The following is a 25,403-nucleotide window of genomic DNA, read 5'->3' on the forward strand; positions in this document are numbered from 1 at the left end:
TCTCGCAAGGGAGATCCGTCCCGCTGTGCGGCCTTCGAGTGCCGGTGGGACACCCGGAGCGGGTAGCGTTGGCGGCATGGGCCTCGCCGACGACCGTGACCTCGTTCCCCTCGGCTCCGGCTTCGACATCGTCAAACGCGGGTACGACCGCGGGCAGGTCGAGGAACACCTGGAGCGCCTCGATTCCGACCTCCGCCTGCTCGCCGCCGACCGCGACGCGGCCATGTCGCAGACCAGCGACCTGGCGCGCCAGCTGGAGGCCGCGCGCTCCGAGATGGCGGACCTGCGCAACCAGATCGACCGGCTGTCGATGCCCCCCACCACGCTGGAGGGGCTGAGCGAGCGGTTGCAGCGGATGCTGCGGCTGGCCCAGGACGAGGCCAACGAGATCAAGGCGCGCGCCGAGGCCGAGGGCGGGCACATCCGGGCCAAGGCCGAGTCGGACGCGGGCGCGCTGCGCAGCCGGTACGACGCGCTGATCGGCGAGCTGGACCAGCGCCGCGCCGACATGGAGAACGAGCACCGGGGCGTGCTGGAGGGCGCGCGCGCCGAGGCCGAGAAGATCGTCGCGGACGCGCGCGAGCAGGCGGGCCGGATCGACCAGGAGGCGCAGCAGCGCCGCACCACGGTCGAGGAGGACTTCGAGATCGCGATGGCGGCCCGTCGCGTCGAGTCGATGAAGACGCTCGCCGAGCAGGAGGCGGGCAGCAAGAACGAGGCCGAGCGCAGGCTCCGCGAGGCGACCGACGAGGCGGCCCGGATCAGGGCGCAGGTCGCCCAGGAGCAGGCGGCGGCGAACGCGGAGGCCCAGCGCCTGGTGCGCGAGGCCACCGAGGAGGCGAACCGCAGGCGGCACGACTCGCTGTCCGAGGCGACCGCGCGCGTGCAGGAGGCCACGGACGAGGCGAACCGCCGGGTCCGGGAGGCCACCGAGGAGTCCAACCGCAGGGTGACCTCGGCGACGCAGAAGGTCGAGGCGCTCAAGCAGCTGCGCAACCGGCTGTCGCAGCAGCTGCACTCGGTCCGCTCGGCGCTGCTCGACGTGACCCCGCTGCTGGACCCGCTGGACGACGAGCAGCAGGCCCGCGCCGCCGAGGAGGCCTCGGGCGCCCAGCCGCAGGTGGCGGCGACGCAGGTGGCCGCCTCGATCGCGACGTCCCAGGTGACCGCCGGTTCGCCGCCGAAGCCCGCGGGCGCGGAGGCGACCCAGCTGATGGCGCGCCCGAAGCCGGTGGACAAGAAGGCCGCCGAGGTCGACCCGGTGACCGTGCAGCTCGCGGGCAAGCAGGCCGAGCAGCAGGAGAACAAGCCCCCGCAGGCCCCGGACGGCCCGACCCAGAAGATGGTCCGCCCGATCCCGCCGAAGGCGCAGCCCGCCCAGCGCTGACCCCCGCGCCGAGCGGCGCAGACCCCGAAGGCAAGGCCCAGCGAAGAACCCCCGGCTCCGGTCGGGGGTTCTTCGCGTCGGGGGGTGGGCCGGGCGGGACGGCGACCGGACCGCCGCCCCGGCCCTACCTCCCGCAGCTCACCCCCCGCCGCTCACACCCCCGTCGCACGCCGCCACGCCAGCACCGCGTCCGCGAACGCCTCCGGCGCCTCCCAGGGCGAGAGGTGCCCGACCCCGGCCAGCTCGACGCACGTCCCCCCGACCTCCTCGGCCAGCGCGCGCGCCTGCTCCGGCGGGGTGAGCGCGTCGTGCTCGCCGACCACCACCAGCACCGGCACGCCCGCCTCCCGCAGCGCCCCGGTGGAGTCCGGCCGCGCGGCCATCGCCCGCTGCGCCCAGGCCACGTCCTCCGCCCGCTGCTCCAGCACCACCGCCCTGACCTCGTCCACCAGCGGCGACCCCGGCGCGAGCAGCCCGGTCACCGAGCCGACCACCGCGCCCACCCCGTCCTCCTCGACCTCGCGCGCCACCGCCAACCGCTTGTGGCGGGCATCCTCGGTGTCGGCGACGGCCTTGGTGTCGACCAGCACCAGCCCGGCCACCCGCTCGGGCGCGATCCGCAGCAGCGCCATCGCGACGTACCCGCCCATCGAGCACCCGCCGAGCACCACCCGCCCGATCCCGCGCCCGTCCAGCTCGGCCAGCACCCGTCGGGCCGCCCCCTCCAGGTCGGGCTCGCCGTGGGCGCGCTGGTCGGGCGTGATCGCGGAGAGCCGCTCGCGGACGCCGTCCCACATGCGGGAGTCGACGGGGAAGGCGTGCAGCAGGACCAGCGGCGCGTTTTCCATGCCCCCAATCTGTCAGACCCCACCGCTACCGTCGCCGCATGAGCGATCACGCGGCGCGCTACCCGGAGCGGGCGCGGACCGAACGCCTGCTGCTGCGCAGGACCACCGGGGCCGACCTGGGCGCGGTGACCGAGGTGCTGTCCGACCCGGCGGCGCACGCCCACAACCCGGCGCGCCCGAGGACGCCGGGGGAGGTGGCCGACCTGCTGGCGAGCTGGGAGGTCCACTGGCGGGACGACGGCATCGGCTACTGGGCGGTGCTCTCGCGGGAGGGCGGGGAGCTGCTCGGCGTCGGCGGCCTGCGCGCGCACGACCTTGGCGGCGAGCGGGTGCTGAACCTGTCGTACAGCTTCCGCCCGAGGCACTGGGGCCGGGGCTACGCCACCGAGATGGCGGGCGCGGCGCTGGGGCACGCGGCGGTCAGCCACCCGGCCTGGCCACCGGTGATCGTCACGGCGGCGGAGAACACCCCGGCCCAGCGGGTGGCCGAGAAGCTGGGCTTCGCGCACGCCGGCGAGGTGGCGCAGGACCCGGAGGAGGGCGAGCTGCGCGTCTACCGCAGGCCGTGAGGCCGCGCGTCCGGCCGGGCCCCGGCCCCCGCGACCAGCCCGGCTACCACCGCCGGGACGACGGTCCTCGCCGCGCGCGGGCGCTCCAGCAGGACTGGTGCCAGTGCCTGCGGTCCTCGACCGAGCCGTAGTCGGCGGCGGGCCAGGCCACCACGTGCGGGGTGCCCGGCCGGATCTCGTGGTCGCAGCCGGGGCAGCGGTAGGTCTTCGTCGTGCCCGCGCCGGAGATGTTGCGGACCAGCCACTCGCCGTCCGAGCCCGACTCGGACCGCGCCCAGCCGTGCCCGCCCGGAGTGGACGGCTCTCCGGTGTGCTTGGGGCGGTTGCGGCGCGGCACGCGACAACCGTATCCGCACCCGGCATCCCCCGAACGCACCAAGCCCCCCGACGGGCGGCGCACGGTCGGAGACCTCCATCACGCGACCGGGTTCACCCGTCCGAGGAGAGCCGGGGACCCTGGTGCCCACCGCGCACCCCGCGCGACAATGGTGCGGTGCCGACCTACGAGTTCCGCTGCCGCGCGTGCGGCTCGACCTTCGACGTCCAGCGCCCGATGAGCGAGGCGTCCGCCCCCGCGAGCTGCCCGGACGGGCACGAGGACACGGTGAAGCTGCTGTCGATGGCGGGCCTGAGCTCGGGTGTCAACGCGCCCCAGGGCGGTGGTGGCGGCGGCTGCTGCGGTGGCGGCTGCTGCGGCTGACCGCCCCCGGCTCCGCAGGGACCGGCCGGGCACGCGGCCCGACCGGTCCCGGAGCACGGCTCACCGAGGGGCCGGGCAGTCGAACGGGGCCGGTCCGGCGCTCGCGCGGGGCCGATGCCGCCGCTCCGAAGTCGTCGGTGCCGACCGGGACCGGCCCGGCGCACGGAGCCGGCCCCGGCTCACCTCGGGCCGATCACGGCTCCTCGGCCAGCAGCTTCTCCGCAACGGCCTTGCCCTGCTCGCAGATCGCCCCGTACTTGGCCGACCCGTCGATCACGATGATCCCGACCCCGCCCCCGGCGTAGTCCATGACCATCACGCACGACGGCTGCACGCTGGAGTCCGTGGTCCGGTCGAAGTAGGTGATCTTGCGCCCGTCGACGGTGTACTCGCCGTTGGTCTTGTCCAGCGTGATCGGCCGGTCCTCGCGGAAGCGCAGCGTCACGCCGACGTCCAGCGTGCCGGTGCTGTGCTGCCACTTGCAGGACTGGTCGAACTCCTTGTCGTAGCCGACGTCGGTGGGCGGGGCGGACTTGTCCGCCACCTCGTACGGCAGGTCGCGCCAGCTGATCAGGTCGCAGTAGTCCTGCGCGCTCGCGCTGTCGTCCCCGCTCGGCTTGGTGCTGCTGGGGCTGGTCGACGAGAACGGCTGCTCCACGTCGAGCACTCCCGGAACCGGGGTCCCGTTGACCGAGTGGGTGCACGCGCTCGTCGCGCCGAGCACCAGCACCATGAGTGAGATCACCGCGCGCCGCATGGCACCACCATGCCAAAAGGGTGAGCGCCTTGTCCCGCCAGGTGCGCCCACCGGCCCAACCTCCGCCGCCGAACCGCGCTGACCAGGGCTTCCGCGCACCCCCACCGACCGCTCCGCTCCGCCATCCGCCGGACCCCGGCCGGACGACCCCGCCCAGGTCCGGCTACGTCGGGTAGTCCGCCGCCGCTCACTCGCCGAACCCGCGCGCGGCCAGCGCGGTCACCCGCCGCACCGCCTCCCCGGCGTCGGCCCCGACCGCGACCACCTCCACCCGGTCCCCGCCGGTCGCACCGAGCCCGATCAGCTCCAGCACGCTGCGCGCGTCGACCTCCCGCCCGCCGTGCCGGACGACGACACGCGCGTCCAGCCCGACCAGCGCCCGCACGAGCAACCCGGCGGGCCGGGCGTGCAACCCGACGTCGTTGACCAGCGCCACCACCGCCCGCACCGCGCCATCCCCGGCAGCGGCATCCCCGGCAGCGCCACCGCCTGCCGCACCACCGCCGACCGCAGCGGCGCCGGCCGAGCTGCCACCGCCCGCAGTCCCGACCGCACCGCCGCCATCCGCACCGCCACCGCCCAGGCCTTCACCAGCCGCACCACCGGCAGGGCAGCCATCACCAGCGCCATCCCCGGCGACGCCACCGGTCACGCCACCGGCCCCCAGCGCAGCCGCCACCACCGCCTCCAGCGCCGCACCGCCCTGGGCCGCCACCGCCGCCGCGACGGCCCCGGTCACCAGCGGCGCGTCCACGACCACCGCGCCCCCGCCGCACTCCTCGACCGCCAGCTCGGCGACCATCCGGGCGCTCCCGAGGTCGAACAGCACCACGACCCCGTCGTCCCCACCACCCCCGGCGACCCCGAGCCCCTCCACCACCGCCGCGTAATCCGTCCCGAGCCCACCGCTCCCGTCCCCGCCGACGGCGACGAGCCGCACACCGGGCGCCATCTGCCCGGCCAGCTCCACCACCCCCTCGGCGAGCTTGCGGCTGTGCGACACCACCACGATCCCCACGCTCACCCGGCGGCCACCCGAGCCAGCGCCGCCAGCAGCAGCGCGGTCGACCGCGCGCCGGGGTCCACGTGCCCGACCGCCCGCTCCCCCAGGTACGAGGCCCGCCCCTTCCGCGCCACCAGCGGCGCGGTCGCCCGCGCCCCCTCGTCCGCCGCGGCGGCGGCAGCCGCCAGCACCTCGCCCACCCCGGCCGCGCCCAGCCCGGCCGCCGCCGCCGCGGCCGGGCTCAGCGCGTCCACCATCGTCTTGTCCCCGACCTGCGCCTTGCCCCGCGCCACCACCCCGTCCAGCGCCGCCCGCAGCGCGTGCGCGACGTCGTCCCCGGACAGCTCGGCCACCTCGCCGAGCGCCGTCGCGGCCCGCAGCAGCGCCGTCCCGTACAGCGGCCCGGCCGCCCCGCCCACGGTGGAGATCAGCGTCGTGGCGACCAGCTTCAGCACCGCCCCCGGCGTCGCGGGCGCGGCCAGCTCGACCTTCTCGGCGGCGGCCAGGAACCCCCGGCTCAGGTTCTCCCCGTGGTCCCCGTCGCCGATCTCCCGGTCCAGCCGCACCAGCTCGTTCCGGTGCTCCACCACCACGTCCGCCAGCACCCGGACGGCCCCGGCGACCTCGCGCGCCCCGCAGCCCATCACAGCCCCCAGCGCAGCGCGGCGGTGTGCACGGGCGCGTCCCACAGCTCGACCAGGTCGTCGTCCAGCTTCAGCAGGGTCAGGCTCAGCCCCTGCATCTCCAGGCTCGTCACGTACGACCCGACCAGCCGCCGCCGCACCACGATCCCGCGCTCGGCCAGCCGCGCCTCGGCGATCCCGTGCGCCAGGTACAGCTCGACCAGCGGTGTCCCGCCCATCCCGTTGGTGAGCAGCAGCACCTCGTCCCCGGCGGCGAACGGCAGGTCCTCCAGCACCGGCCCGAGCAGCGCGTCGACCAGCTCGTCGGCGCTGCCCAGCGGCGCCCGGCTGCGGCCGGGCTCGCCGTGGATGCCGATGCCGAGCTCCACCTCGCCGTCCCCGAGCTCGAAGCTCGGCTCGCCGACGTGCGGCACGGTGCCGGGCGCGAGCGCCAGCCCCATCGTCCGCACCCGGCCGACCACCTTGCGCGCGAGCGCCTCGCACCCGTCCAGGTCGACCCCGCGCTCGGCCGCCGCGCCGACGATCTTCTCCACCAGCACGGTCCCGGCGACCCCGCGCCGACCGGCGGTGTGCAGCGAGTCCGTCACCGCCACGTCGTCGTCGACCAGCACGGTCCGCACGTCCAGCCCCTCGGCGGCGGCCAGCTCGGCGGCGGTCTCGAAGTTGAGCACGTCGCCGGTGTAGTTCTTGACCAGCAGCAGCGCGCCGACGCCGCCGTCGGTGGCGGTGAGGGCGGCGAGCACCTGGTCGGGCGTCGGCGAGGTGAACACCGGGCCGGGGCAGGCCGCGTCGAGCATCCCGCGCCCGACGAACCCGCCGTGCAGCGGCTCGTGCCCGGACCCGCCGCCGGAGACGAGGGCGACCTTGCGGGACACCGGGGCGTCGGCGCGCAGCACGAGCGCCGGGTCGAGCCGCACGTCGAGCAGGTCGGGGTGCGCGGCGGCCACACCGCGCAGCGCGTCCACCACCACGGTCCCCGGATCGTTGATGACCTTCTTCACTGGAGCCTCCGATCGCCGCTGACCGTCCCTCCCATTCCTACCCGCTGGGAGGAGCGGGCACCGAGGGCCGAGGTCGACCGGGAACGCGGCCCTTCGGTGCTTGCGCCGGGGCCTCCGAGTGATCAGGATGGAGCGTTCGCCACGCCGGTCACCGCCCGCGCAGCACCCGCACCAGCCGCAGCACGCGCCGCACCGTCCGGTTCCCGCGCTCGTAGCTCATCGGGTCCAGCGCCCCGGCGAACCGCTGCCGCGACACCGCGTGCGCGTAGGTGAACTCGCGCAGCCCGTCCGCGCCGTGGATGCGCCCGAACCCGGAGTCGCCGACCCCGCCGAACGGCAGCGCGGGCACCGACGCGAACGCCAGCACCGCGTTGATCGACACCACCCCGCACCGCAGCCGGGCCGCCAGCTCCTCGCCGCGCGCCTTCGAGTACACCGCCGCGCCGAGCCCGTACCGCAGGGCGTTGGCCCGCCGCACCGCCTCGTCCGCGTCGGCCACCCGGTTGACCACCAGCGTCGGCCCGAACGTCTCCTCGGTGACCGCCGTCGAGTCCTCGGGCACGTCGAGCAGCACCACCGGCTCCACGTACGGCGGCCGGATCGACTCGCGCCCGCCGACCGCCGCCGTCGCGCCCCGGTCGAGCGCGTCGGCCACGTGCGCGGCGATGACGTCGACCTGCTTCGGCATGGTGATCGGCCCGAAGTCGGCGTCCGGCGACCCGCCGGGGCGCAGCTTCGCGGCCTTGCGGGTGACCAGCTCGACGAACTCGTCGGCGACGGCCTCGGCCACGTACACCCGCTCGACCCCGGCGCAGGACTGCCCGGCGTTGAACAGCCCGCCCCACACGGCCCCGCGCGCGGCGGCCTCCAGGTCGGCGTCCTCGGCGACGATCAGCGCGTCCTTGCCGCCGCACTCGACCAGCACGGGCGTGAGGGTGCGCGCGCACTCGGCCATGACCCGCCGCCCGGTGGCGGTGGACCCGGTGAACGCGAGCTTGTCGACGCCCGCGCCGCACAGCGCGGCCCCGGTCGGCCCGTATCCGGTGACCACCTGGAAGACCGGCTGCTCGGGCACGACCTCGGCGAACGAGTCGGCCAGGAACCGCCCGACGGCGGGGGTGTGCTCGCTGGGCTTGAACACCACGGCGTTGCCCGCCGCGAGCGCGTACGAGATGGACCCCATGGGCGTGAACGCCGGGTAGTTCCACGGCCCGATGACGCCGACGACGCCGAACGGCCGGTACTCCAGGGTCGCGGCGTGGTTGTGCATGACCAGGCCGGAGGCGACCTTGCGGCGGCCGAGGGTCTTGCGGGCGTGCTTGGCGGCCCAGTGCAGGTGGTCCAGGACGAGGGCGACCTCGATGCGCGCGTCGTCGGCGGACTTGCCGGTCTCGGCGCTGATCAGCGCGCACAGCTCGTCGGCGCGGCGGCTGAGCAGCCTGCGCCAGCGGTCGAGCCGGGCGCGGCGCCCGTCGAAGCCGAGGGCGGCCCAGTGGACCGACGCGTCGCGGGCCCTGCGGACGGCGGTGGCGACCTCGTCCGCGCCGTGCACGGGGTACCGGCCGACGACCTCGCCGGTGCGCGGGTCGTGCGAGGTGAGCTGCTCCGGCTCGTCCCCGCCTCGCTCGGACTTCGCCTCCGCGGTCTGCGTCATCGGGGGACCTCCACGATCGGGTGTTACCGAACGGTAACGGGTTGTGCTCCCCCTGTCACGCCCCGGTTCAGCCGCGCGGCAGCTTGGCGACCAGCGACTTGGCGACGGTGGTGATCGTCCCGCACCGGTCGTACTGGACGTCCTTGGCGCCCGAGGTCGTCACCCTGACGATCTCGGCGCCGCCGGTCCCGAGGTCGCGGTGCGTCCACTCGATCTTGCAGGAGGGGAACGCCGAGCCGCTCTCGTCCAGCACGCGCCCGGTGACGCCGCCGCCGAGGTCGACGTCGGTGGTCTTGTCGCCGGGGAGCTTCCTCGGCGCGGAGGCGAGCTGCTGGAAGGCGAGCATCAGGCTGCGCTCGCTGCTGCTCCAGCTGCACGTGGGCAGGCCGATCGGGACCTCCAGGACCGTCGAGCCGGACGCGCTGATCGCGGCCTCGACCACGGCCGGGTCGGGGGCGCGGCACGGGTCGACCGAGGCCAGCGAGCCCTTGGTGCTGGACTTGAGCGCCGAACCGGCCTTGACCCGCTTGATCGCCGAGGTCAGGAGCTCGCGGCCGATCTCGCAGTTGTTGTCGCTCTTGTAGCCGATCTGCGCGGTGAGGTCCATGGGCGGCTCGTCCTGGAACACGCCGGAGACGAAGCAGGCCTGCCCCTCCAGCACGTTCTCGCCGAGCTTGAGGCCCTCGATCCGCTTGTCGGACTTCGCGTACAGCGCGGACGAGCTGCGGAACGCCAGGGTGACGGACAGGCTCTTGCCCGCCTTGTCCTTCATGTAGTTGCTGCACTCGCCGAAGTTGTTGCTGTTCAGCTCGGCGGGCGTGCCGTACTTCCTGAGCACGGTCTCGTCCACCAGCTTGCACACGTCCGTGGCGCGCAGCTTCTCGCCGGTGAACTCGGCGGACACCGGGGCGCCGACCGAGCCGGGCGGGACGCCCTCGTCGTTGCCGCCGCCGTTCTCGTCCGCGCTGTTCGCGGCCGCGGCGTCGAGCGTCTCCCTCGGGTACGGGGAGTGCTTGGCGAGGTCGGTCCCGGAGCACCCGGCCACGACGAGGAGCAGGGCGCAGAGCACGGCGGCGGATCGGTGCACGAACTGCACGGTAGCGACCGTTCGGGTCCGGCGTGGCGGCATCGGGGTGTTCCGCCTCACGATGCGATCACAACACGCCTCGGAAACGATTCAGACGCCCCGTTCCCACGCGTCCGCGCCCTCCGCTCCGCCCACGTCCTCCGGGTCGGGCACCACGAGCGGTCGCAGCGCGGTCCACGCGCCGAACACCGCCGCGACCACGACCATGCCCGCCCCGGACCACAGGTTCACGTTCCACCCGTCCGCCTTCGCGAGGTCCGCGTCGTCGGTGAAGCCGAGCCCGACCACCACCAGCACCACCCCGTACACCGCGAACAGCGCCGCGATCACCAACCGCAGGTCGAACAACCCGGCAGTTCCGCGTGCCACGACTTCCCCCTCAGCTGAAAACGACGTTGAGCACGGCGGTCAGCAGCAGCACCCCGCCGCCGAGCAGCGCGGGCGACCGGTACCAGCCCGCGTCCTCGCCCTGCGTGCCGTGCGCGAGGTCGCCCTTGGGCGTGAGCCCGTAGACCAGTCCGGGCAACCGCTCCTGCGGCACCGGCTTGGTGAACAGGGTGACGACCACGCTGACCACGATGTCCACCACGAACGCGGCGGCGGCGCCCAGGAAGCTCGCGCCCTGGCCGGGCAGGTCGAGCACCCCGGTCTCGGCGAGCGCGAACACCAGCACGGCCGCGAGGGTGCCCGCGACCAGGCCGATCCAGCCCGCCGCGGCGGACATCCGCTTCCAGAACATGCCGAGGATGAACGTGGCGAACAGCGGGGCGTTGAAGAACGAGAACAGGGACTGGATGTAGTCCATGATGTTCCCGTAGCCCGCCGCCAGGAACGCGGTGCCGATGGCGATGACCGTGCCGCCGATCGTGGCCCAGCGGCCGACCTTCAGGTAGTAGCCGTCCGGCCGGTCCTTGCGGACGTAGTCCTGCCACAGGTCGTAGGTGAACACCGTGTTGAACGAGGACACGTTCGCCGCGACGCCCGCCATGAACGACGCGAGCAGGCCGGTGATGGCGATGCCGAGCATCCCGTTGGGCAGCAGGTCGCGCATGAGCAGCGGCAGCGCGTTGTTGTAGGTGACCCCGCCCGCCGCCTCGCCCGCCTTGAGCGCGCTCATCTCGGGCACGACGACGGCGGCGATGATGCCGGGGATCACGATGACGGCCGGGATCAGCGCCTTCGGGTAGGCGCCGATGATCGGGGTGCGCTTGGCCGCCGACATGCTCTTGGCCGACAGCGCGCGCTGCACCTCGGCGAAGTTCGTCGTCCAGTAGCCGAAGGACAGCACGAACCCGAGGCCGAACACGATGCCGATGACGCTCAGCACCGGGTTCTCGAACCCGGTCAGCTCGGTCGCCGGGTACGCGGACAGCTGCTCCTCGCCGCCGGGACCCGCGGTGACCTTGTCGACCAGGCCCTGCCACCCACCGACCTTGTGCAGGCCCGCGATGGTGAGCGGCAGCAGCGCGGCGATGATCACGAAGAACTGGAGGACCTCGTTGTAGATCGCGGCCGAGAGCCCGCCGAGGGTGGTGTAGGCCAGCACGATCAGCGCGGCGATCACCACGGACAGCGGGATGGGCCAGCCGAGCAGCAGGTTCAGCAGCAGGGCCAGCGCGTACAGGTTCACGCCCGCGATGAGGACCTGGGCGACGGCGAAGCTGATCGCGTTGACCAGGTGCGCGCCCTTGCCGAACCGGCGGCGCAGGAACTCGGGGACGCTGCGGACCTTGGAGCCGTAGTAGAACGGCATCATCACCAGGCCGAGGAACACCATCGCCGGGATGGCGCCGACCCAGTAGTAGTGCATGGTCGCCATGCCGTACTGGGCGCCGTTGGCGGCCATGCCGAGCAGCTCGATCGCGCCGAGGTTGGCGGAGACGAACGCCAGGCCGGTGACCCAGGCGGGCAGGGAGCGCCCGGACAGCAGGAAGTCCAGGCTCGTGGACACGGATCGGCGGGCGAGGAACCCGATCCCGAGCACCACGACGAAGTAGAGGGCGAGCAGGGCGTAGTCCAACGCCCCGGCATCCAGGCGAAGATCAGCTTCCGCGGCCAGCACGGGCACCTTCCGTTCACCTCCGGTGACGCACAGCGTCGCAGGGCCTCCGGGGTCTCGCGACCCGGAGTGGCGTCGAGCACCGGTATGAACTACCCACCTTCAAACCACGTACTCCATTAGGTGGACCAAGAAACCGAAAGCGCTGCTCAGGGGGTCGCGTACCGGTCGCGGGAGCTGCTGCCCAAGGAGCTGGACGCCTACACCGCCGCAGGTGGGTACGACCTGCGGTTCCTGATCCGCGACATCGGCTACCCCGAGGACCCGGTGTGCGTGAGCCACCACCCCGGCGCGCTGTCCGCCCACCAGGACGCGGGCAGGCTGGTGCTGCTGCGGCACCGCAGCGGTCCGGCGGACTTCGCGGGCGGCTACAACGCGGGCGTGGTGCACGCGCGGGCCGCGCTGATCGACGCCAGGACCCAGGGCTACCCGGAGCACCTGCCGCTGCTGTTCACCTGCGAGGCGAGGCCGAGGGGCGGCCCGGTGGACTACCTGCGCGGCGCGGCGGCCGTGCTGGGCGTGGAGCGGACGTGGCTGGCGGGCCAGCGGGACGTCGTGCACCTGGCCCAGGACGAGGGCGCGGCGGGCGGCTTCCTGCTGCTCGACGGCGGCGACCCGAGGGAGGGCATCGCGCTCTCCCGCAGACCGGACAGCCACATCTACCCCGGCCGGGTGCGGGCCGACCTGATCGACTGCCACGTGCCGCTGTCGGTGTTCGACCGGGGCACGGTCCTGGAGCAGCTCGCGGCGAGGCTGGACCTGTCCAGGGAGGGCATCCACGAGGCCCTCCTGCACGCCCGCGCAGGCGGTCGCGCCTGCGCTTGAGCCCAGGGGCGGGGACGGCTCAGCCGTCCTCGCCCTCCTGCTCGGAGTTCCCCCCGAGCCAGACGAGGCGCGCCCGGTTCCCGCAGGTCACCTCGAACACCTGCCGAGCAGCTTCGGCGTCCTCCGACGCGATCCGCACCCCGCCCACCAGCATGGCGCTCTCGGCCCGGTCCGCGTGCTCCAGCCCGTAGCCGATCACGCGCGCGTCGCTCCGATCACCGATCTCCTCCACGACGGCGAACAGCCGGGGCGCGTCGGCCTCGGCGATCTCCCGCACGTAGGCGTCGAACGCCGCGTCCAACGCGACGTCCCAGTCCCCGATGCCCCCGATGCCCGCTGTGCTCGCCGTGCTCGCGCTCTGGTTCACGAATACGTCCCTCTTCCGGGTCAAGCCCTGCCGAGTTCCCAGGTGACTACGGCGGGTTTACGGATCATCACCGCAGCGTCATGCAAGGATGCCTGCACAAGAAGATAAGTGCAAGCCTTGCATAAGCGAGGGTTGCACTTGCGTTCGAGTTTGAGGTGATCCCGAAACACAGCCACACTTGCGTGGCTCCCGAGGGGAGTTGGGGAAGAATTGGAGATCGTGGCCGCGAAGAAGAGCACTCCGACGATCCGCCTGCGCAGGCTGGCTCGTCAGCTCAGGCTGCTGCGCGAGGAAGCCGGCCTGAGCCGCGAGGAGGTCGAGGAGCAGACCGGCATCAACCAGGCCACCATCTACCGCATCGAGACCGCGAAGGTCCGTCCGCAGAACCGGACGCTGATGACGATGCTGACCACGTACGGCTGCCCCGACGAGGAGCAGGCGGCGATGCGGGCGCTGTCGAAGGAGTCGACCAAGCCCGGTTGGATCCGCCCGTGGCACGAGGGCCTGCCCGAGGGGTACACGACCTACATCAGCTTCGAGGACGAGGCGCAGGGCGTCCGGAACTACTCGTCGCTGTTCATCCCCGGGTTGCTCCAGACCGAGGACTACGCCCGAGCGGTCGTCCAGGGCGACCCTCACACCGCCGGGCCGGAGCAGGTCGAGGACCGGGTCAAGACGCGGGTGGAACGCCAAGCCGTCCTGCGCAAGGAGAAGCCGCTCAAGCTCTGGGCGGTGATCGACGAAGCGGCGCTTCGACGTGTGGTCGGCACCCCGGAGGTCATGCGCAGGCAGCGGGAGCACCTGGTCAAGGCCGCCGAGGAACCCAACATCACCATCCAGGTGATCCGGTTCAGCGATGGCGCCCACCCAGGGATGCCGGGGCAGTTCATCGTCATGGACTTCGAGGACCCGATGGACGGCGACCTGATTTACGTGGACAGCCAGGCGGGTGAGCTGTTCCTGGAGTCCGATGCCGACATCAGCCGCTTCAGGGCCAACTTCGACCACTTGGTCGCGATGGCGGCCAGCCCCAAGGACTCCGCGAGGTTCATCGCCGAGATCGACGCGAGTGACTGAGAAGGGCTAGAGATCATGCACGAGACAGGCCTGTCGAACGCGCCGTGGCGCAAGAGCAGCTACAGCGCCAACGGCGAGAGCTGCGTCGAGATCGCTCCCGCCGATGACGCGATCGCGACCCGCGACTCGAAGAACCCGACAGGCCCGGTGCTGCACTTCACCGCCACCCGTTGGACGGCTTTCCTGCGCGCGGCGGAGACCGGCACCCTCAAGCCGAGGTAGCCGACCGGGAGGTGTCGTCCATGCGCGACCTGAGGCCGTGGCGGAAGAGCAGCCACAGCGCCAACGGCGCGAGCTGCGTCGAGATCGCTCCCGCCGATGGCGCGATCGCAACCCGCGACTCGAAGAACCCGACGGGTCCCGTGCTGCTGTTCCCCAAGGCGAGCTGGTCGACCTTCCTGCGCACCGTCCGCTGATCACCGCGTGAGGACGAACGGGGCCTGGGCGTGCACAGGTCCGGCCCCGGCGTCGATGAACACCTGAGCCCCAACCCCGCGCAACGATCCGGGCACCTTCACCGCAACCCGCTCGAACCGCCCCGCGCCATCCACCACCCCATCCCCCACGGCAACCCCGTGAAAGGTGATGACCACCCGCTCCCCGGCGGGAAACCCGTCCCCGCTGACGAACACCTCGTCCCCACCCCCACCGGAAACGGGCTCGGCCACGATCCGCCCGTTCCCGACCACGGGCGCGGAAGCGGGCGCGACGGACAAGCTGACCGGCGAACTGAGCGGCAAGGCGGACGGCAACGGCATCCCCCCACCCCCGTCCCCGACGCACCCACCGGCAGCACCCACCACCAGCCCGACCGCCACGACGAGCACCAACCGTCTTCGCACCGAGGACCTCCTCAGCCACCGGGTCAGGGGCTCAGCAGCGTATCCCCGCGAAGGGCCCCCACCACGCGCCCGAACAGGCCATCCTCGAACTCTGCCCACGGGGGCAGTTCGGAGAACGACCTGTTCGGCGCAGCGGTGGCAGCCTCGGTCTCGATCAGTCGCGCGTCAGAACAACCGGAACTCGTCCGGCTCGATCCCCCGCAGCGCGTCGTAGTCCAGCACCACGCACCGGATCCCCCGGTCCTCCGCCAGCACGCGGGCCTGCGGCTTGATCTGCTGCGCCGCGAACACCCCCCGCACCGGCGCCAGCAGCGGATCCCGGTTGAGCAGCTCCAGGTACCTGGTCAGCTGCTCCACCCCGTCGATCTCACCCCGCCGCTTGATCTCCACGGCCACCGACTTGCCATCCGAGTCGCGGCACATCAGGTCCACCGGCCCGATCGCCGTCGGGAACTCGCGGCGCACCAGGGTCCACCCGTCGCCGAGGGTGGTCACGTGCTGGGCGAGCAGTTTCTGCAGGTCGGCCTCGACGCCGTCCTTCACCAGGCCGGGCTCGGGGCCGAGCTCGTGCTTCGAGTCGTGCAGCACCTCGTGCAAGGTGATGATCAGCTTCTCGCCCGCCTTGTTCTGCACGACCCACACGTCCGGGTCCTCGATGAGCCAGCACGGCGGGCTCATCCAGTTCAGCGGCTTGTACGCCCGGTCGTCCGAGTGGATCGACACCGAGCCGTCCGCCTTGATCAGCAGCAGCCGCTGGGCAGGCGGCAGGTGCGCCGTGAGGCGTCCGACGTAGTCGACCTGGCAGTGAGCGATGACGAGGCGCACGCGGGACAGGCTACGGGGTGCGACCGCCACCGCACCGGCAGGTACCTTGCGGGTGTCGCGCGCGGGCGGGGTCCCCGGTGGCGCCGCACGTGCCTTCGGCCTCCGGTCCCCCTACCGGGTGGTGGTGTACTTCGGGCTGCGGGCGGGGGCGCCCGCTGGTCGGCACAGGGAGAGTGAGAGTGGAGACGCTCGGGTCACGCCAGGTCTACGCGAACCCGTGGATGACGGTCCGCGAGGACCCGGTCCGCAGGGGCGACGGCAGCACCGGGATCTACGGCGTGGTGGACAAGCCGGACTACGCGCTGGTCATCCCGCTCGACGGGGAGCGGCTGCGCCTGGTCGAGCAGTACCGCTACCCGATCAAGCTCCGCCGCTGGGAGTTCCCGCAGGGCACGGCGCCGAACCTGGCCGCCGAGCCGCCGTCGGTGCTCGCGGCGCGGGAGCTGCGGGAGGAGACCGGGCTGCGGGCTGGTCGGATGGTGGAGCTGGGGATGCTCGACGTCGCGCCGGGCATGTCCAGCCAGCGCGGCCGGGTGTTCCTCGCGACGGACCTCGTGGAGGGGTTCCACGAGCGGGAGCACGAGGAGCAGGACATGCGCTCGGCGTGGTTCCCGAGGGCGGAGTTCGAGGCGATGATCGCGCGCGGGGAGATCACCGACGCGCAGTCGATCGCCGCGTACACCCTGCTCCTGCTGCACGAGAACTCGCAGCCGTGAGGCTGGTGACCGGGGACGGGCTGGGCGGCGCGGCGCCCGCGGGCGGCGGCGGTCCGGTGCGGGACGGCGCGGTGGAGCTGGGTTCCCCGCAGGTGCTGGCCGAAGCGCCCGCGCTGGCGGGGGTGCTGGTGGACGCGGTCGCGGGAGGCGCGTCCCTGGGCTTCCTGGCCCCGCTGACGCACGAGGCCGCCACGGCGTGGTGGCGGGCGCGGGCGGCGGCGGTGGCGAACGGGCGGCAGGCCGTGTGGGCGGCCAGGCGCGGCGGCGAGGTCGTCGGCACGGTGCTGCTGACCATGGCGCAGGCGGAGAACGGCCGTCACCGGGCCGAGGTGGGCAAGCTGGCGGTCCGCCGCGACGCGCGCGGCGCGGGCGTGGGCAGGTCGCTGCTGCGGGCGGTGGAGCGGGGCGCGGTCGCGCGCGGCGTCACCCTGCTCGTGCTGGACACCGAGACCGGTTCGCCCGCCGAGGGCCTGTACCGGTCGGCGGGCTGGTCGGAGGTCGGGTCGATCCCCGGCTTCGCGGCCGCCCCGTCCGGTGAGCCGCGCGCCACGACGGTGTTCTACAAGGCGCTGTGACGGTGCTCCGCGAGGCGCCGTGAGGCCGGTGGCCTGCGGGACCGCTCCGGTGGTCCCGCAGGCCACCTCACCTCAGTCGCGCCACTCGGCGTCCCGCTTCTCCAGGAACGCCGCCATCCCCTCGCGCGCGGCGGGGGTCTGCGACGAGGCCGCCATGACCTCGGCCGCGATCGCGTAGGCCTCGGCCTCCGGCCGGTCCAGCTGCGCGTAGATCGTCTGCTTGCCCACGGCCTTGCTCGCCCGGCTGCCGCGCGTGGCGCGGGCCATCAGCTCGTCCACCGCCGAGTCCAGCCACGCCGACGGCACCACCCGGTTCACCAGGCCCCACTCCAGCGCGGTCTGCGCGTCGATCGGGTCCCCGGTGAGCGCCATCTCCATCAGCCGCTTGCGCCCCACCGCGCGCGCCACGGGCACGGCGGGCGTGTGGCAGAACCAGCCGCCCTTGCCGCCGGGCAGCGCGAACGAGGCGTCCTCGGCGGCCACCGCCAGGTCGCACGAGGCCACCAGCTGGCACCCGGCGGCCGTGGCCACCCCGTGCACCCGCGCGATCACCACCTGCGGCACCGACTGGATCGTGCGCATCAGCTCTACGCACACCCGCAGCAGCTCCTGCACCCCGCCGAGGTCCCGCTCGGCGACGTCGGCGAAGTCGTGCCCCGAGCAGAACTCGGGCCCGTCCCCGGCCAGCACGACCCCGGCGGCGTCCGTGGCGGCCACCGCCCGGAACGCGGCCAGCAGCTCGGCGAGGTGGTCACCGGACAGCGAGTTCCGCCGCCGGGCCCGGTCCATGGTGATGCGCACGACGTCACCGGTGCGCTCGACGCTGATGTGCTCGCCCATGCTTCGACGCTAGTGCCGCGTGATCGTCCCCGCACGGCTCCGGTCACACTCGTCGCATGGACGACACCGCGCTGATCGTGATCGACGTGCAGCAGGGCTTCGCCGACCCGGTGTGGGGCGCCCGCAACAACCCGGACGCCGAGGCGAACGTCGAGGCGCTGCAGAACGCCTGGCGGGGCCCGGTGGTGCTGGTGCGGCACGACTCGGTGGAGGAGGGCTCCCCACTGCGCCCGGACCGGCCGGGGAACGCGCTGCAGGGGTTCCTGGACGTGGAGCGGGCGGATCTGGTGTTCGGCAAGTCGGTGAACTCGGCGTTCCACGGCGAGGTCGACCTGGACGGCTGGTTGCGGGCGCGGGGCGTCGAGGAGGTGGTGCTGGTGGGGATCCAGACGAACATGTGCGTGGAGACGAGCGCGCGGGTGGCGGGGAACCTGGGGTACCGGGTGACTGTGGCGCTGGACGCGACGTGCACGTTCGACCTGGAGGACCTCACGGCGGACCAGCTGTCCCACGCGACGGTGGTCAACCTGAGGGGCGGCGGCTTCGCCCGGATCGCGTCGACGGCGGAGGTCCTGGCGGCGCTGCGCTGACCACTGCCCGCTGACCGCAGCCCGCCGCCCACCACCCACGCGCGCCATTGCCGACCGGTGCGGGCGTGGAGGACCATTCAGGACCGTGACGACGCTCACCCCCGTGCTGCTGCTGGCGGTCGCCCTCGGCCTGCTGGCGCTGGTGCTGCGCTGGGCGTTCGGCGACGACAAGCGGGCCGTGCCGGACCACACCGGCACGGACTTCGGTCTGCTGCGCGAGGTCGCCCTGGTCCCGACGGAGGAGGCGGCCCAGGTCCTGCTGGCCCGCCTGCGCGCGGCGGGGTTGCGCGCGACCGCCGTCCGGCGGGACGGGGCCCATTTGCTGCTGGTGTTCCCGGCGGACGTGGCGGACGCGAAACTGCTGTTGCGCCGAGGGGCGTGAGAGCGCCGATTCCGGGTCCACGGGCTGAACGCGCGTCCTAAGCTGAGGCCGGGGGAATCACCGGAATCACCAGCTCAGGGGGGCAAGATCATGGAAGCGTGGAGCGCGCAGGCGATGGGCGCGATGGCGACGAGCGCCAACGCCTTGAAGGCACTGGCGTCCTCGGGCGGCTTCGCCATCTCGGGCAAGGGGGCGGAGCTCTACATCAAGGCGATCGACGAAGCACTGGTTGATCTACGAGGCATCCGTAGGGCGCTCGACAACATCCAACAGGAAACGAAGCTGGGAACGAGTCCTGACGCGATCGCCATGAGCAAGTACAACCTGGAGAACGCCACAGGCGGAAGAGGGACCATCGGCATAGTTCCAGCGATCCAGCAGCTCACCAAAGCCCTGACCGAGGCCAGAGCCGCTATGGAGAAAGCGGTGGAAAACTATGGAGAAGTCGAAACCGACGTTTCCGCCGGCCTCAAGTATTAGCAGATTGGTCTATACCGTGAAGCTCTCCAGGGCTCTGCCCGTCCTGCTCTGCATCGCAGCCCTCTCCGCGTGCACCAGCACCGAACGTGGAACCGCCTCACCGGCTGGAACTCCGACGCAGGCATCTCCCACCGGTTCGCCCTCTGCCTCTTCCGGTCAGGGCCTGAACGCGCTCGACGCCTGCGAACTGCTGAAGGGCATCAGCAGCACCGTCCCGACTCAAACCCCCAAGGAACTGGGGCAGCACGAGTGCGAGGCGGTCGTCAACCGCGACCACACGATCGCCGTCAACATCCGCCCGGAACTCGGCTTGGCCGACTACAACCTCGGCAGCCAGGCAGAGCCCTCGGACACCACTATCGGCTCCCACGAGGGCAAACTGGTCAAGAAATCACTGACCGACCTCGACTGCACCGTGGTCATCGGTGTCGGTGAGAAAGCTCGGGTGGACGTGGTGGGCATCTCGGACGCGTCGCTGGACGAGGCCTGTTCGCTCGCCACCGAAGTCGCCACCGCGATCGAGCCCGAACTCCCCTGAAAAGCGAAAAGCCCGGCGCCCCCCAAAAAACCAGGGCGCCGGGCCGACCCGCCAAACCTCAGACCGAAACCCGCTCCACAGTCGCCCCGAGCTTCCGCAGGTTCTCCACGAACCCCGGATACCCCCGCTCGATGTGGAAGATCTCGTAAACCTCCGTAGCCCCGTCCGCGCACAACCCGGCCAGCACCAACCCGGCCCCAGCCCGAATATCACTGGCCCACACCGGAGCGCTGGACAACCGCTCCACCCCCCGCACCACCGCGTGGTGCCCATCGGTCCGGGCGTCGGCCCCCAGCCGAACCATCTCCTCGATGAACCGGAACCTCGCCTCGAACAGGTTCTCCGTGATCATCGACGTCCCCGCCGACACCGCCGACAGCGCGATCGCGAACGGCTGCAGGTCGGTCGCGAAGCCCGGGTACGGCAGGGTCACGAAGTCCACCGACTCCGGTCGCCCCTCCTGCACCACCCGGAACTCGTTCTCCCCGGTCGTCACCGTCGCCCCGGCCGTCCGCAGCTTCTCCAGCACCAGGTTGATGTGCTTCGGGTCCACCCCGCGCACCGTGATGTCACCCCTGGTCATCGCCGCCGCGAACGCCCAGGTCGCCCCCACGATCCGGTCACCGATCACCCGGTGCTCGGTCGGGTGCAGCTCGGGCACCCCGTGCACGGTCAGCGTCGACGTCCCGGCGCCCTCGATCCGCGCCCCCATCTGCTGCAGCATCACGCAGATGTCGACGATCTCCGGCTCACGAGCGGCGTTGTCGATCACCGTCGTGCCGTCCGCCAGGACGGCCGCCATCAGGATGTTCTCCGTCGCCCCGACGCTCGGGAAGTCCAGCCACACCTGCGCCCCGTGCAACCCCTGGGCCTCGGCGACCACGCACCCGTGCTCGATCTCGCTGTGCGCCCCCAGCTTGCGCAAGCCGCTCTGGTGCATGTCCAGCGGCCTGCTGCCGATCGCGTCGCCGCCCGGCAGCGCGACCACGGCCCGCTTGCACCGGCCGACCAGCGGCCCCAGCACGCACACGCTGGCCCGCAGCTTGCCCATCGCCTCCGAGTCGGCCCGGTGGTTCAGCTCGGCCGGGGTGGTGATGGTCGCGACGTCGCCCTCGATCGTCACCTCGCACCCGAGGCTGCGCAGCACGTCCGCCATCAGCGGGACGTCCAGGATCTCGGGGCAGTTCGTGATGGTGGTGGTCCCCTCGGCCAGCAGCGCGGCGGCCATGAGCTTCAGGACGCTGTTCTTCGCCCCGACGACGTCGACCTCGCCGACCAGGCGCGCGCCGCCCTGGACCCGGAAGTGCTCACTCACCAACGAACTCCTCGACTCTGGGTGGCGCTCATCCTACGGAGCGACCGGAGCCCCCTGGTTCCGGGCGGCCTATGGTGCCCGCATGGCCGTTCACCTCACGAAGATCTACACGCGGGTAGGCGACGACGGGACCACCGGTCTCGGCGACTTCTCCAGGGTCCCGAAGACCTCCCCCCGCATCGCGGCGTACGCGGACGCGGACGAGACCGGCGCGGTGCTGGGCGTGGCGATGGCCCTCGGCGACCTCGCGGACGACGTCAAGGCCGTGGTCCTGCGCGTCCAGAACGACCTGTTCGACGTCGGCGCGGACCTGTGCGCCCCGATCGTCGAGAACCCCCAGTACCCGCCGCTGCGCGTCACCCAGGCCTACGTGGACCGCCTGGAGGCCTGGTGCGACGAGTTCAACGCCCGCCTCGGCAAGCTCGACTCGTTCATCCTCAGCGGCGGCACCCCCGGCGCGGCCCTGCTGCACCAGGCGCGCACGGTCTCCCGCCGGGCCGAGCGCAGCACGTGGGCGCTGATCGAGGCCGAGCCGGACACCACGAACCCGCTGACCGCGAAGTACCTGAACCGGCTGTCCGACCTGCTGTTCATCCTCGCCAGGGTCGCGAACCCGGACGGCGACGTCCTGTGGAAGCCCGCCGACAACGCCTGAGCGGCCCCACGCCCCGGAAAGCGCGAAGACCGCCCCGACCAGGTGTCGGCGGCGGTCTCGTCGCGTTCAGGGCCGTTCAGGAGGCCCAGGGGATGGATCGTCCCGGCGGGGCCGACTCCAGCCACGACAGGAACCCGGTCAGCGCGTCGGGCCCCATCGCGATCTCGACCTCGCCGGAGGCGGTCGTGCACCTGAGCACCTGGGCGCCCGCGGGCATCGCGTACGCCTCGGGCTCGGTCGGCTCGCGCCGGGTGTCGATCTCGAAGTCGGACCGGTGGATCGTCCGGTCGGGCCCGGCCCGCAGGCTGAACACCCGGTACCAGGCGAACTCGTCCCCCCGGTACCGCCCGACCCCGAGCTGCCAGCCGCGACCGTTCTCCTCGGCCCGCACGCGCAGGGCCACGTGCACCCCGCCCGCGCGCAGCAGGCGAACCCGCCGCCAGGCCGTGTAGGTCAGCACCAGCGCCGCGAGGAACAGGACCACCCCGACCACTTCGGCGATCCCCACCACGGCGCTGCCCCGTCTCCTCGGTCCAGGCCCGTCAGGCCGTGTGCCCGGCCGCCTTGATGCGGGCCTGCGCCTTGAGCCGGTCCGCCCCCTCGGCGGACTCCAGCTCCCGCTTGGCCGCGTCGACGTCGATCTCGCGGGCGAGGTCGGCCTCCTCGGCGAGCACGCTCACGCTGTCGGCGGTCACGGACAGGAACCCGCCGTGCACGGCCGCCGCGACGACCTCGCCGTCGGTGGTCCGCACCTTGACGATGCCGCCCTCGACGAGCTGGGCGAGCATGGGCTCGTGACCGGGCAGGATGCCGATCTCACCCTCGGTCGTCTTCGCGACCACCGACTTCGCAGAGCCGGACCACAGGCGGCGTTCGACGGCGACGAGCTGGACGGTCATCTCGGCCACGTGCATCTCCCTCACTACAGGTCGAGTCGAACGCAGTCTAAACGGTCGCCACGACCGCGTGCCGCACCAGCCACCCCAAGCAGGCCCGCAGGGGCGCGGAACGCGGCGGAACCGGTCAAGAACCGGGCAGGACCGCACAGGCTCCCCCGCACGAACCCGCCCTGACCTGCGCAAACGTCGACACCGCCGGACCAGCCCCGCACCACCGCGATTCCACTGGAAAAACGAATAGCACCCATAAGGCCCCGACCGCCCGGCCAGTGACGTCACGCAGTGGAGTGCGTCACACGAACGAGGGGCCCTCACCTCGGGAACGACCGGGGAAAAGCGAAGAGGACCGCCCCCGAAGGGACGGCCCTCTCAGCGAGAACCAGCGGGCGGAGCTCAGTTGCCCGCGAGCTTCTTGGCGTTGGCCTCGACGTCGTCCAACCCGCCGCAGGAGAAGAACGCCTGCTCGGGCAGGTGGTCGAACTCGCCCTTGCACACGCGGTCGAACGCCTCGATCGTGTCCTTGATCGGCACGAAGGAGCCGGGCTGACCGGTGAACTTCTCGGCCACGATGAAGTTCTGGCCGAGGAAGCGCTCCAGGCGACGCGCGCGACCGACGAGGACCTTGTCCTCCTCGGAGAGCTCGTCCATGCCGAGGATGGCGATGATGTCCTGCAGCTCCTTGTACTTCTGCAGGATGCGCTTCACCTCCTGGGCGACCCGGTAGTGCTCCTCGCCGACGATCGACGGCTCGAGGATCCGAGACGACGACGACAGCGGGTCGACGGCCGGGTAGATGCCCTTCTGGGAGATCGGACGGGAGAGCTCCGTCGTCGCGTCCAGGTGGGCGAAGGTGGTGGCGGGCGCCGGGTCGGTGTAGTCGTCCGCGGGCACGTAGATCGCCTGCAGCGAGGTGATCGACTTGCCTCGGGTCGACGTGATCCGCTCCTGCAGCTCACCCATCTCGTCGGCCAGCGTCGGCTGGTAGCCCACGGCGGACGGCATGCGGCCCAGCAGGGTCGACACCTCGGAACCCGCCTGGGTGAACCGGAAGATGTTGTCGATGAACAGCAGCACGTCCTGGTTCTGGACGTCGCGGAAGTACTCCGCCATCGTCAGAGCCGAGAGCGCGACGCGCATGCGGGTGCCGGGCGGCTCGTCCATCTGGCCGAAGACGAGCGCGGTGTCGCCGAGCACGCCCATCTCCTCCATCTCCAGGAGGAGGTCCGTGCCCTCACGGGTGCGCTCGCCGACGCCGGCGAACACCGACGTGCCGGAGAACTCGCGGGCGATACGGGTGATCATCTCCTGGATGAGCACCGTCTTGCCCACGCCCGCGCCGCCGAACAGGCCGATCTTGCCGCCCTTGACGTACGGGGTCAGCAGGTCGATGACCTTGATGCCCGTTTCCAGGATCTCGGTCTTGCCCTCGAGCTGGTCGAACGACGGCGCCTTGCGGTGGATGCCCCACTGCTCGCCGTCGCGGCCGAGGCCGGGGCTGTCGAGGCAGTCGCCGAGCGCGTTGAACACGTGGCCCTTGACGACGTCGCCGACGGGGACCGAGATGGCCTTGCCGGAGTCGGTCACCGGGGCGCCGCGGACGAGGCCGTCGGTCGGCTGCATGGAGATCGTGCGGACCAGGTTGTCACCCAGGTGCTGGGCGACCTCCAGGGTCAGCGTCTTGGCCACGGCCTCGTAGGTGATCTCGGCGTGGCAGGCGTTGAACAGCTCGGGCACGGCGTCGCGCGGGAACTCCACGTCGACGACCGCGCCGATCACCCGGACCACACGGCCGGTGCGGGTGGTGGTGGCAGTAGCACTCATGTCACTCATCACTTCCTGCGCCACCGGTAAGCGCGGAGGCGCCACCGACGATCTCGCTGATCTCCTGGGTGATCTGGGCCTGGCGGGCCGCGTTCGCCTGGCGGCTCAGGTTGCGGACCAGCTCGGAGGCGTTGTCAGTCGCCGCCTTCATCGCGGTCCGCCGAGCAGCCGACTCGGACGCGGCGGCCTCCAGCAGCGCGGAGAACAGCCTGGTCTTGATGTACTTGGGGAGCAGCGCGTCCAGCAGGCTGTCCGCGTCCGGCTCGAACTCGTACGACGCGTGCAGCCCCTCGTGCGGCTCCGCGTCGTACTCGACGGTGAGCGGGGCGATCCGCTTGGCCACCGGCTGCTGGCTGAGCATGGACTTGAACTCGGTGTAGACGACGTGCAGCTCGTCAACGCCCAGCACGCCGTCCGGCCCCGGCTCGTCGCCCTCGTCGTCGCTGCCCGCCATGAACGCCGTGACGAGCGCGTCGCCCGCCTCGGAGGCGTTCACGTAGTTCGGCGCCTGCGAGAAGCCGCTCCACTCGCCCGCGATCGCGCGGCGGCGGAAGTTGTAGTACCCCGCCCCCTTGCGCCCGGCGACGAAGAGCACCGGCTCCTTGCCCTCCGAGCGCAGGAGGGCGAAGAGCTCCTCGGCGGCCTTGAGCACGTTGGCGTTGTAGCCGCCGCACATGCCCTTGTCGCTGGTGACGATGAGGACGCCCGCGCGCCGGGGGTTCTTGCGAGCCTCCAGCAGCGGGTGGTCCAGGCTGGAGGCGCCCTCGGCGAGAGCGCGCAGCACGTGGGTGATCTCGTCCGCGTACGGGCGCGACGCCGCGACCCGCGACTGGGCCTTGGCCAGTCGCGAGGTCGCGATGAGCTCGTACGCCTTGGTGATCTTCTTGGTCGAGTTGACCGAGCGGATCCGCTGGCGAAGCTCCCGAATCTGTGCCGCCATGCCTACG

The 25,403-nt window shown here is 72.3% G+C and carries 33 protein-coding genes; 14 read left to right on the forward strand and 19 right to left on the reverse strand.

What is annotated here, in order from left to right:
- Positions 1 to 76: 76 nt before the first annotated feature.
- Positions 77 to 1,387, forward strand: coding sequence for a coiled-coil domain-containing protein (locus tag LV78_RS37020; protein WP_253850843.1), 1,311 nt, complete (start codon positions 77 to 79; stop codon positions 1,385 to 1,387).
- 152 nt (positions 1,388 to 1,539) lie between these two features.
- Here LV78_RS37020 and LV78_RS37025 read toward each other — a convergent pair whose 3' ends face one another.
- Positions 1,540 to 2,235 (reverse strand): alpha/beta fold hydrolase, encoded by a 696-nt coding sequence (locus LV78_RS37025; protein ID WP_253850845.1) that lies wholly within the window; start codon positions 2,233 to 2,235, stop codon positions 1,540 to 1,542.
- A 38-nt stretch (positions 2,236 to 2,273) separates the two neighbouring features.
- Here LV78_RS37025 and LV78_RS37030 point away from each other — a divergent pair, with 38 nt between their 5' ends.
- A complete protein-coding gene (locus LV78_RS37030; RefSeq protein ID WP_253850847.1) occupies positions 2,274 to 2,804 on the forward strand; it encodes a GNAT family N-acetyltransferase in 531 nt (176 codons plus the stop codon).
- A gap of 43 nt (positions 2,805 to 2,847) precedes the next feature.
- Here the strand turns inward: LV78_RS37030 and LV78_RS37035 are convergent, their stop codons facing one another.
- Positions 2,848 to 3,141, reverse strand: a complete 294-nt coding sequence (locus LV78_RS37035) for an Rv1322 family protein (RefSeq protein ID WP_253850849.1) — start codon at positions 3,139 to 3,141, stop codon at positions 2,848 to 2,850.
- A gap of 156 nt (positions 3,142 to 3,297) precedes the next feature.
- Here LV78_RS37035 and LV78_RS37040 point away from each other — a divergent pair, with 156 nt between their 5' ends.
- The gene (locus tag LV78_RS37040; RefSeq protein ID WP_253850852.1) at positions 3,298 to 3,504 is read left to right on the forward strand and encodes an FmdB family zinc ribbon protein; all 207 of its coding nucleotides are present in this window, start codon (positions 3,298 to 3,300) and stop codon (positions 3,502 to 3,504) included.
- 193 nt (positions 3,505 to 3,697) lie between these two features.
- Here the strand turns inward: LV78_RS37040 and LV78_RS37045 are convergent, their stop codons facing one another.
- The 8 genes from LV78_RS37045 to LV78_RS37080 form a co-directional block, all read right to left on the reverse strand.
- On the reverse strand, positions 3,698 to 4,261 hold the full coding sequence (locus tag LV78_RS37045; protein ID WP_253850853.1) for a DUF3558 family protein: 564 nt from the start codon (positions 4,259 to 4,261) through the stop codon (positions 3,698 to 3,700).
- A 187-nt stretch (positions 4,262 to 4,448) separates the two neighbouring features.
- Positions 4,449 to 5,285: an HPr family phosphocarrier protein gene (locus LV78_RS41905; RefSeq protein WP_253850855.1), complete on the reverse strand. Its 837-nt coding sequence runs from the start codon at positions 5,283 to 5,285 to the stop codon at positions 4,449 to 4,451.
- Positions 5,282 to 5,908, reverse strand: a complete 627-nt coding sequence (gene dhaL / locus LV78_RS37055) for a dihydroxyacetone kinase subunit DhaL (protein ID WP_253850908.1) — start codon at positions 5,906 to 5,908, stop codon at positions 5,282 to 5,284. Before dhaL ends, LV78_RS41905 begins: the two co-directional genes overlap by 4 nt.
- Positions 5,908 to 6,909, reverse strand: coding sequence for a dihydroxyacetone kinase subunit DhaK (dhaK, locus tag LV78_RS37060; RefSeq protein ID WP_253850856.1), 1,002 nt, complete (start codon positions 6,907 to 6,909; stop codon positions 5,908 to 5,910). Before dhaK ends, dhaL begins: the two co-directional genes overlap by 1 nt.
- 148 nt (positions 6,910 to 7,057) lie before the next feature.
- On the reverse strand, positions 7,058 to 8,563 hold the full coding sequence (locus LV78_RS37065) for an aldehyde dehydrogenase family protein (RefSeq protein WP_253850858.1): 1,506 nt from the start codon (positions 8,561 to 8,563) through the stop codon (positions 7,058 to 7,060).
- A gap of 67 nt (positions 8,564 to 8,630) precedes the next feature.
- Positions 8,631 to 9,650 carry a DUF3558 domain-containing protein gene (locus tag LV78_RS37070; protein WP_253850860.1) on the reverse strand — a complete coding sequence of 340 codons (1,020 nt, stop codon included), beginning with the start codon at positions 9,648 to 9,650 and terminating at the stop codon, positions 8,631 to 8,633.
- 90 nt (positions 9,651 to 9,740) lie between these two features.
- Positions 9,741 to 10,019 (reverse strand): hypothetical protein, encoded by a 279-nt coding sequence (locus LV78_RS37075; RefSeq protein ID WP_253850862.1) that lies wholly within the window; start codon positions 10,017 to 10,019, stop codon positions 9,741 to 9,743.
- Between the two features lie 10 nt (positions 10,020 to 10,029).
- Positions 10,030 to 11,718 carry a sodium:solute symporter family protein gene (locus LV78_RS37080; RefSeq protein ID WP_253850864.1) on the reverse strand — a complete coding sequence of 563 codons (1,689 nt, stop codon included), beginning with the start codon at positions 11,716 to 11,718 and terminating at the stop codon, positions 10,030 to 10,032.
- A 114-nt stretch (positions 11,719 to 11,832) separates the two neighbouring features.
- Between LV78_RS37080 and LV78_RS37085 the strand changes: the two genes are divergently transcribed.
- Positions 11,833 to 12,534 (forward strand): hypothetical protein, encoded by a 702-nt coding sequence (locus tag LV78_RS37085; protein ID WP_253850866.1) that lies wholly within the window; start codon positions 11,833 to 11,835, stop codon positions 12,532 to 12,534.
- 19 nt (positions 12,535 to 12,553) lie between these two features.
- On the opposite strand, the gene LV78_RS37090 is transcribed toward LV78_RS37085, so the two are convergent.
- The gene (locus tag LV78_RS37090) at positions 12,554 to 12,901 is read right to left on the reverse strand and encodes a hypothetical protein (RefSeq protein WP_253850867.1); all 348 of its coding nucleotides are present in this window, start codon (positions 12,899 to 12,901) and stop codon (positions 12,554 to 12,556) included.
- Between the two features lie 219 nt (positions 12,902 to 13,120).
- Between LV78_RS37090 and LV78_RS37095 the strand changes: the two genes are divergently transcribed.
- From LV78_RS37095 to LV78_RS37105, 3 genes are read left to right on the forward strand one after another with little or no spacing between them, the layout of a single operon-like run.
- A complete protein-coding gene (locus LV78_RS37095) occupies positions 13,121 to 13,978 on the forward strand; it encodes a helix-turn-helix domain-containing protein (RefSeq protein WP_253850868.1) in 858 nt (285 codons plus the stop codon).
- Between the two features lie 15 nt (positions 13,979 to 13,993).
- Entirely contained in the window at positions 13,994 to 14,200 is a 207-nt protein-coding gene (locus tag LV78_RS37100) for a DUF397 domain-containing protein (RefSeq protein ID WP_253850870.1), read from the forward strand.
- 20 nt (positions 14,201 to 14,220) lie between these two features.
- Positions 14,221 to 14,394 carry a DUF397 domain-containing protein gene (locus LV78_RS37105; protein WP_253850872.1) on the forward strand — a complete coding sequence of 58 codons (174 nt, stop codon included), beginning with the start codon at positions 14,221 to 14,223 and terminating at the stop codon, positions 14,392 to 14,394.
- Here LV78_RS37105 and LV78_RS37110 read toward each other — a convergent pair whose 3' ends face one another.
- Both LV78_RS37110 and nucS read right to left on the reverse strand, forming a co-directional pair.
- Positions 14,395 to 14,820 carry a hypothetical protein gene (locus LV78_RS37110; RefSeq protein ID WP_253850874.1) on the reverse strand — a complete coding sequence of 142 codons (426 nt, stop codon included), beginning with the start codon at positions 14,818 to 14,820 and terminating at the stop codon, positions 14,395 to 14,397.
- 165 nt (positions 14,821 to 14,985) lie between these two features.
- Positions 14,986 to 15,645 (reverse strand): endonuclease NucS, encoded by a 660-nt coding sequence (gene nucS, locus LV78_RS37115; protein ID WP_253850875.1) that lies wholly within the window; start codon positions 15,643 to 15,645, stop codon positions 14,986 to 14,988.
- Between the two features lie 179 nt (positions 15,646 to 15,824).
- On the opposite strand from nucS, the gene LV78_RS37120 reads away from it, so the two are divergent.
- The gene (locus tag LV78_RS37120) at positions 15,825 to 16,361 is read left to right on the forward strand and encodes an NUDIX domain-containing protein (RefSeq protein WP_253850877.1); all 537 of its coding nucleotides are present in this window, start codon (positions 15,825 to 15,827) and stop codon (positions 16,359 to 16,361) included.
- Entirely contained in the window at positions 16,358 to 16,936 is a 579-nt protein-coding gene (locus LV78_RS37125) for a GNAT family N-acetyltransferase (protein WP_253850879.1), read from the forward strand. The genes LV78_RS37120 and LV78_RS37125 overlap by 4 nt, the downstream gene beginning before the upstream one ends.
- 72 nt (positions 16,937 to 17,008) lie before the next feature.
- Here LV78_RS37125 and LV78_RS37130 read toward each other — a convergent pair whose 3' ends face one another.
- On the reverse strand, positions 17,009 to 17,776 hold the full coding sequence (locus LV78_RS37130; protein WP_253850881.1) for an enoyl-CoA hydratase-related protein: 768 nt from the start codon (positions 17,774 to 17,776) through the stop codon (positions 17,009 to 17,011).
- A gap of 56 nt (positions 17,777 to 17,832) precedes the next feature.
- Between LV78_RS37130 and LV78_RS37135 the strand changes: the two genes are divergently transcribed.
- The 4 genes from LV78_RS37135 (at position 17,833) to LV78_RS37150 (ending at position 19,766) form a co-directional block, all read left to right on the forward strand.
- Complete coding sequence (locus tag LV78_RS37135) at positions 17,833 to 18,366, forward strand: cysteine hydrolase family protein (protein ID WP_253850882.1); 534 nt, start codon at positions 17,833 to 17,835, stop codon at positions 18,364 to 18,366.
- Between the two features lie 85 nt (positions 18,367 to 18,451).
- The gene (locus LV78_RS37140; RefSeq protein WP_253850884.1) at positions 18,452 to 18,748 is read left to right on the forward strand and encodes a hypothetical protein; all 297 of its coding nucleotides are present in this window, start codon (positions 18,452 to 18,454) and stop codon (positions 18,746 to 18,748) included.
- A gap of 90 nt (positions 18,749 to 18,838) precedes the next feature.
- Positions 18,839 to 19,228, forward strand: a complete 390-nt coding sequence (locus tag LV78_RS37145) for a hypothetical protein (protein ID WP_253850886.1) — start codon at positions 18,839 to 18,841, stop codon at positions 19,226 to 19,228.
- Positions 19,229 to 19,244: 16 nt separating this feature from the next.
- A complete protein-coding gene (locus tag LV78_RS37150; RefSeq protein WP_253850888.1) occupies positions 19,245 to 19,766 on the forward strand; it encodes a DUF3558 domain-containing protein in 522 nt (173 codons plus the stop codon).
- 58 nt (positions 19,767 to 19,824) lie between these two features.
- Here the strand turns inward: LV78_RS37150 and murA are convergent, their stop codons facing one another.
- Positions 19,825 to 21,081 (reverse strand): UDP-N-acetylglucosamine 1-carboxyvinyltransferase, encoded by a 1,257-nt coding sequence (gene murA / locus LV78_RS37155; protein ID WP_253850890.1) that lies wholly within the window; start codon positions 21,079 to 21,081, stop codon positions 19,825 to 19,827.
- Between the two features lie 82 nt (positions 21,082 to 21,163).
- On the opposite strand from murA, the gene LV78_RS37160 reads away from it, so the two are divergent.
- Positions 21,164 to 21,736: a cob(I)yrinic acid a,c-diamide adenosyltransferase gene (locus tag LV78_RS37160; RefSeq protein ID WP_253850892.1), complete on the forward strand. Its 573-nt coding sequence runs from the start codon at positions 21,164 to 21,166 to the stop codon at positions 21,734 to 21,736.
- A 76-nt stretch (positions 21,737 to 21,812) separates the two neighbouring features.
- Here the strand turns inward: LV78_RS37160 and LV78_RS37165 are convergent, their stop codons facing one another.
- The 4 genes from LV78_RS37165 to LV78_RS37180 form a co-directional block, all read right to left on the reverse strand.
- Positions 21,813 to 22,244 (reverse strand): DUF2550 domain-containing protein, encoded by a 432-nt coding sequence (locus LV78_RS37165; RefSeq protein WP_253850893.1) that lies wholly within the window; start codon positions 22,242 to 22,244, stop codon positions 21,813 to 21,815.
- 34 nt (positions 22,245 to 22,278) lie between these two features.
- Positions 22,279 to 22,644, reverse strand: a complete 366-nt coding sequence (locus LV78_RS37170; protein ID WP_253850894.1) for a F0F1 ATP synthase subunit epsilon — start codon at positions 22,642 to 22,644, stop codon at positions 22,279 to 22,281.
- Positions 22,645 to 23,028: 384 nt separating this feature from the next.
- Positions 23,029 to 24,465 carry a F0F1 ATP synthase subunit beta gene (gene atpD / locus LV78_RS37175; protein ID WP_015804827.1) on the reverse strand — a complete coding sequence of 479 codons (1,437 nt, stop codon included), beginning with the start codon at positions 24,463 to 24,465 and terminating at the stop codon, positions 23,029 to 23,031.
- Entirely contained in the window at positions 24,458 to 25,396 is a 939-nt protein-coding gene (locus LV78_RS37180) for a F0F1 ATP synthase subunit gamma (RefSeq protein ID WP_253850895.1), read from the reverse strand. Before LV78_RS37180 ends, atpD begins: the two co-directional genes overlap by 8 nt.
- Positions 25,397 to 25,403 lie beyond the last annotated feature (7 nt).

The sequence above is a fragment of the Actinosynnema pretiosum genome (assembly GCF_024171695.1).
Lineage (GTDB): Bacteria > Actinomycetota > Actinomycetes > Mycobacteriales > Pseudonocardiaceae > Actinosynnema > Actinosynnema pretiosum.

What these genes read in the sequence shown, in the direction of transcription:
- LV78_RS37045 (WP_253850853.1), bottom strand. Translation starts at nt 4,261, where the DNA reads ATGCGGCGCGCGGTGATCTCACTCATGGTGCTGGTGCTCGGCGCGACG.
- LV78_RS37030 (WP_253850847.1), top strand. Translation starts at nt 2,274, where the DNA reads ATGAGCGATCACGCGGCGCGCTACCCGGAGCGGGCGCGGACCGAACGC.
- atpD (WP_015804827.1), bottom strand. Translation starts at nt 24,465, where the DNA reads ATGAGTGACATGAGTGCTACTGCCACCACCACCCGCACCGGCCGTGTG.
- LV78_RS37100 (WP_253850870.1), top strand. Translation starts at nt 13,994, where the DNA reads ATGCACGAGACAGGCCTGTCGAACGCGCCGTGGCGCAAGAGCAGCTAC.
- LV78_RS37020 (WP_253850843.1), top strand. Translation starts at nt 77, where the DNA reads ATGGGCCTCGCCGACGACCGTGACCTCGTTCCCCTCGGCTCCGGCTTC.
- LV78_RS37025 (WP_253850845.1), bottom strand. Translation starts at nt 2,235, where the DNA reads ATGGAAAACGCGCCGCTGGTCCTGCTGCACGCCTTCCCCGTCGACTCC.
- LV78_RS37145 (WP_253850886.1), top strand. Translation starts at nt 18,839, where the DNA reads ATGGAAGCGTGGAGCGCGCAGGCGATGGGCGCGATGGCGACGAGCGCC.
- LV78_RS37135 (WP_253850882.1), top strand. Translation starts at nt 17,833, where the DNA reads ATGGACGACACCGCGCTGATCGTGATCGACGTGCAGCAGGGCTTCGCC.
- LV78_RS37160 (WP_253850892.1), top strand. Translation starts at nt 21,164, where the DNA reads ATGGCCGTTCACCTCACGAAGATCTACACGCGGGTAGGCGACGACGGG.
- LV78_RS37130 (WP_253850881.1), bottom strand. Translation starts at nt 17,776, where the DNA reads ATGGGCGAGCACATCAGCGTCGAGCGCACCGGTGACGTCGTGCGCATC.
- LV78_RS37180 (WP_253850895.1), bottom strand. Translation starts at nt 25,396, where the DNA reads ATGGCGGCACAGATTCGGGAGCTTCGCCAGCGGATCCGCTCGGTCAAC.
- dhaL (WP_253850908.1), bottom strand. Translation starts at nt 5,908, where the DNA reads ATGGGCTGCGGGGCGCGCGAGGTCGCCGGGGCCGTCCGGGTGCTGGCG.
- LV78_RS37065 (WP_253850858.1), bottom strand. Translation starts at nt 8,563, where the DNA reads ATGACGCAGACCGCGGAGGCGAAGTCCGAGCGAGGCGGGGACGAGCCG.
- LV78_RS37105 (WP_253850872.1), top strand. Translation starts at nt 14,221, where the DNA reads ATGCGCGACCTGAGGCCGTGGCGGAAGAGCAGCCACAGCGCCAACGGC.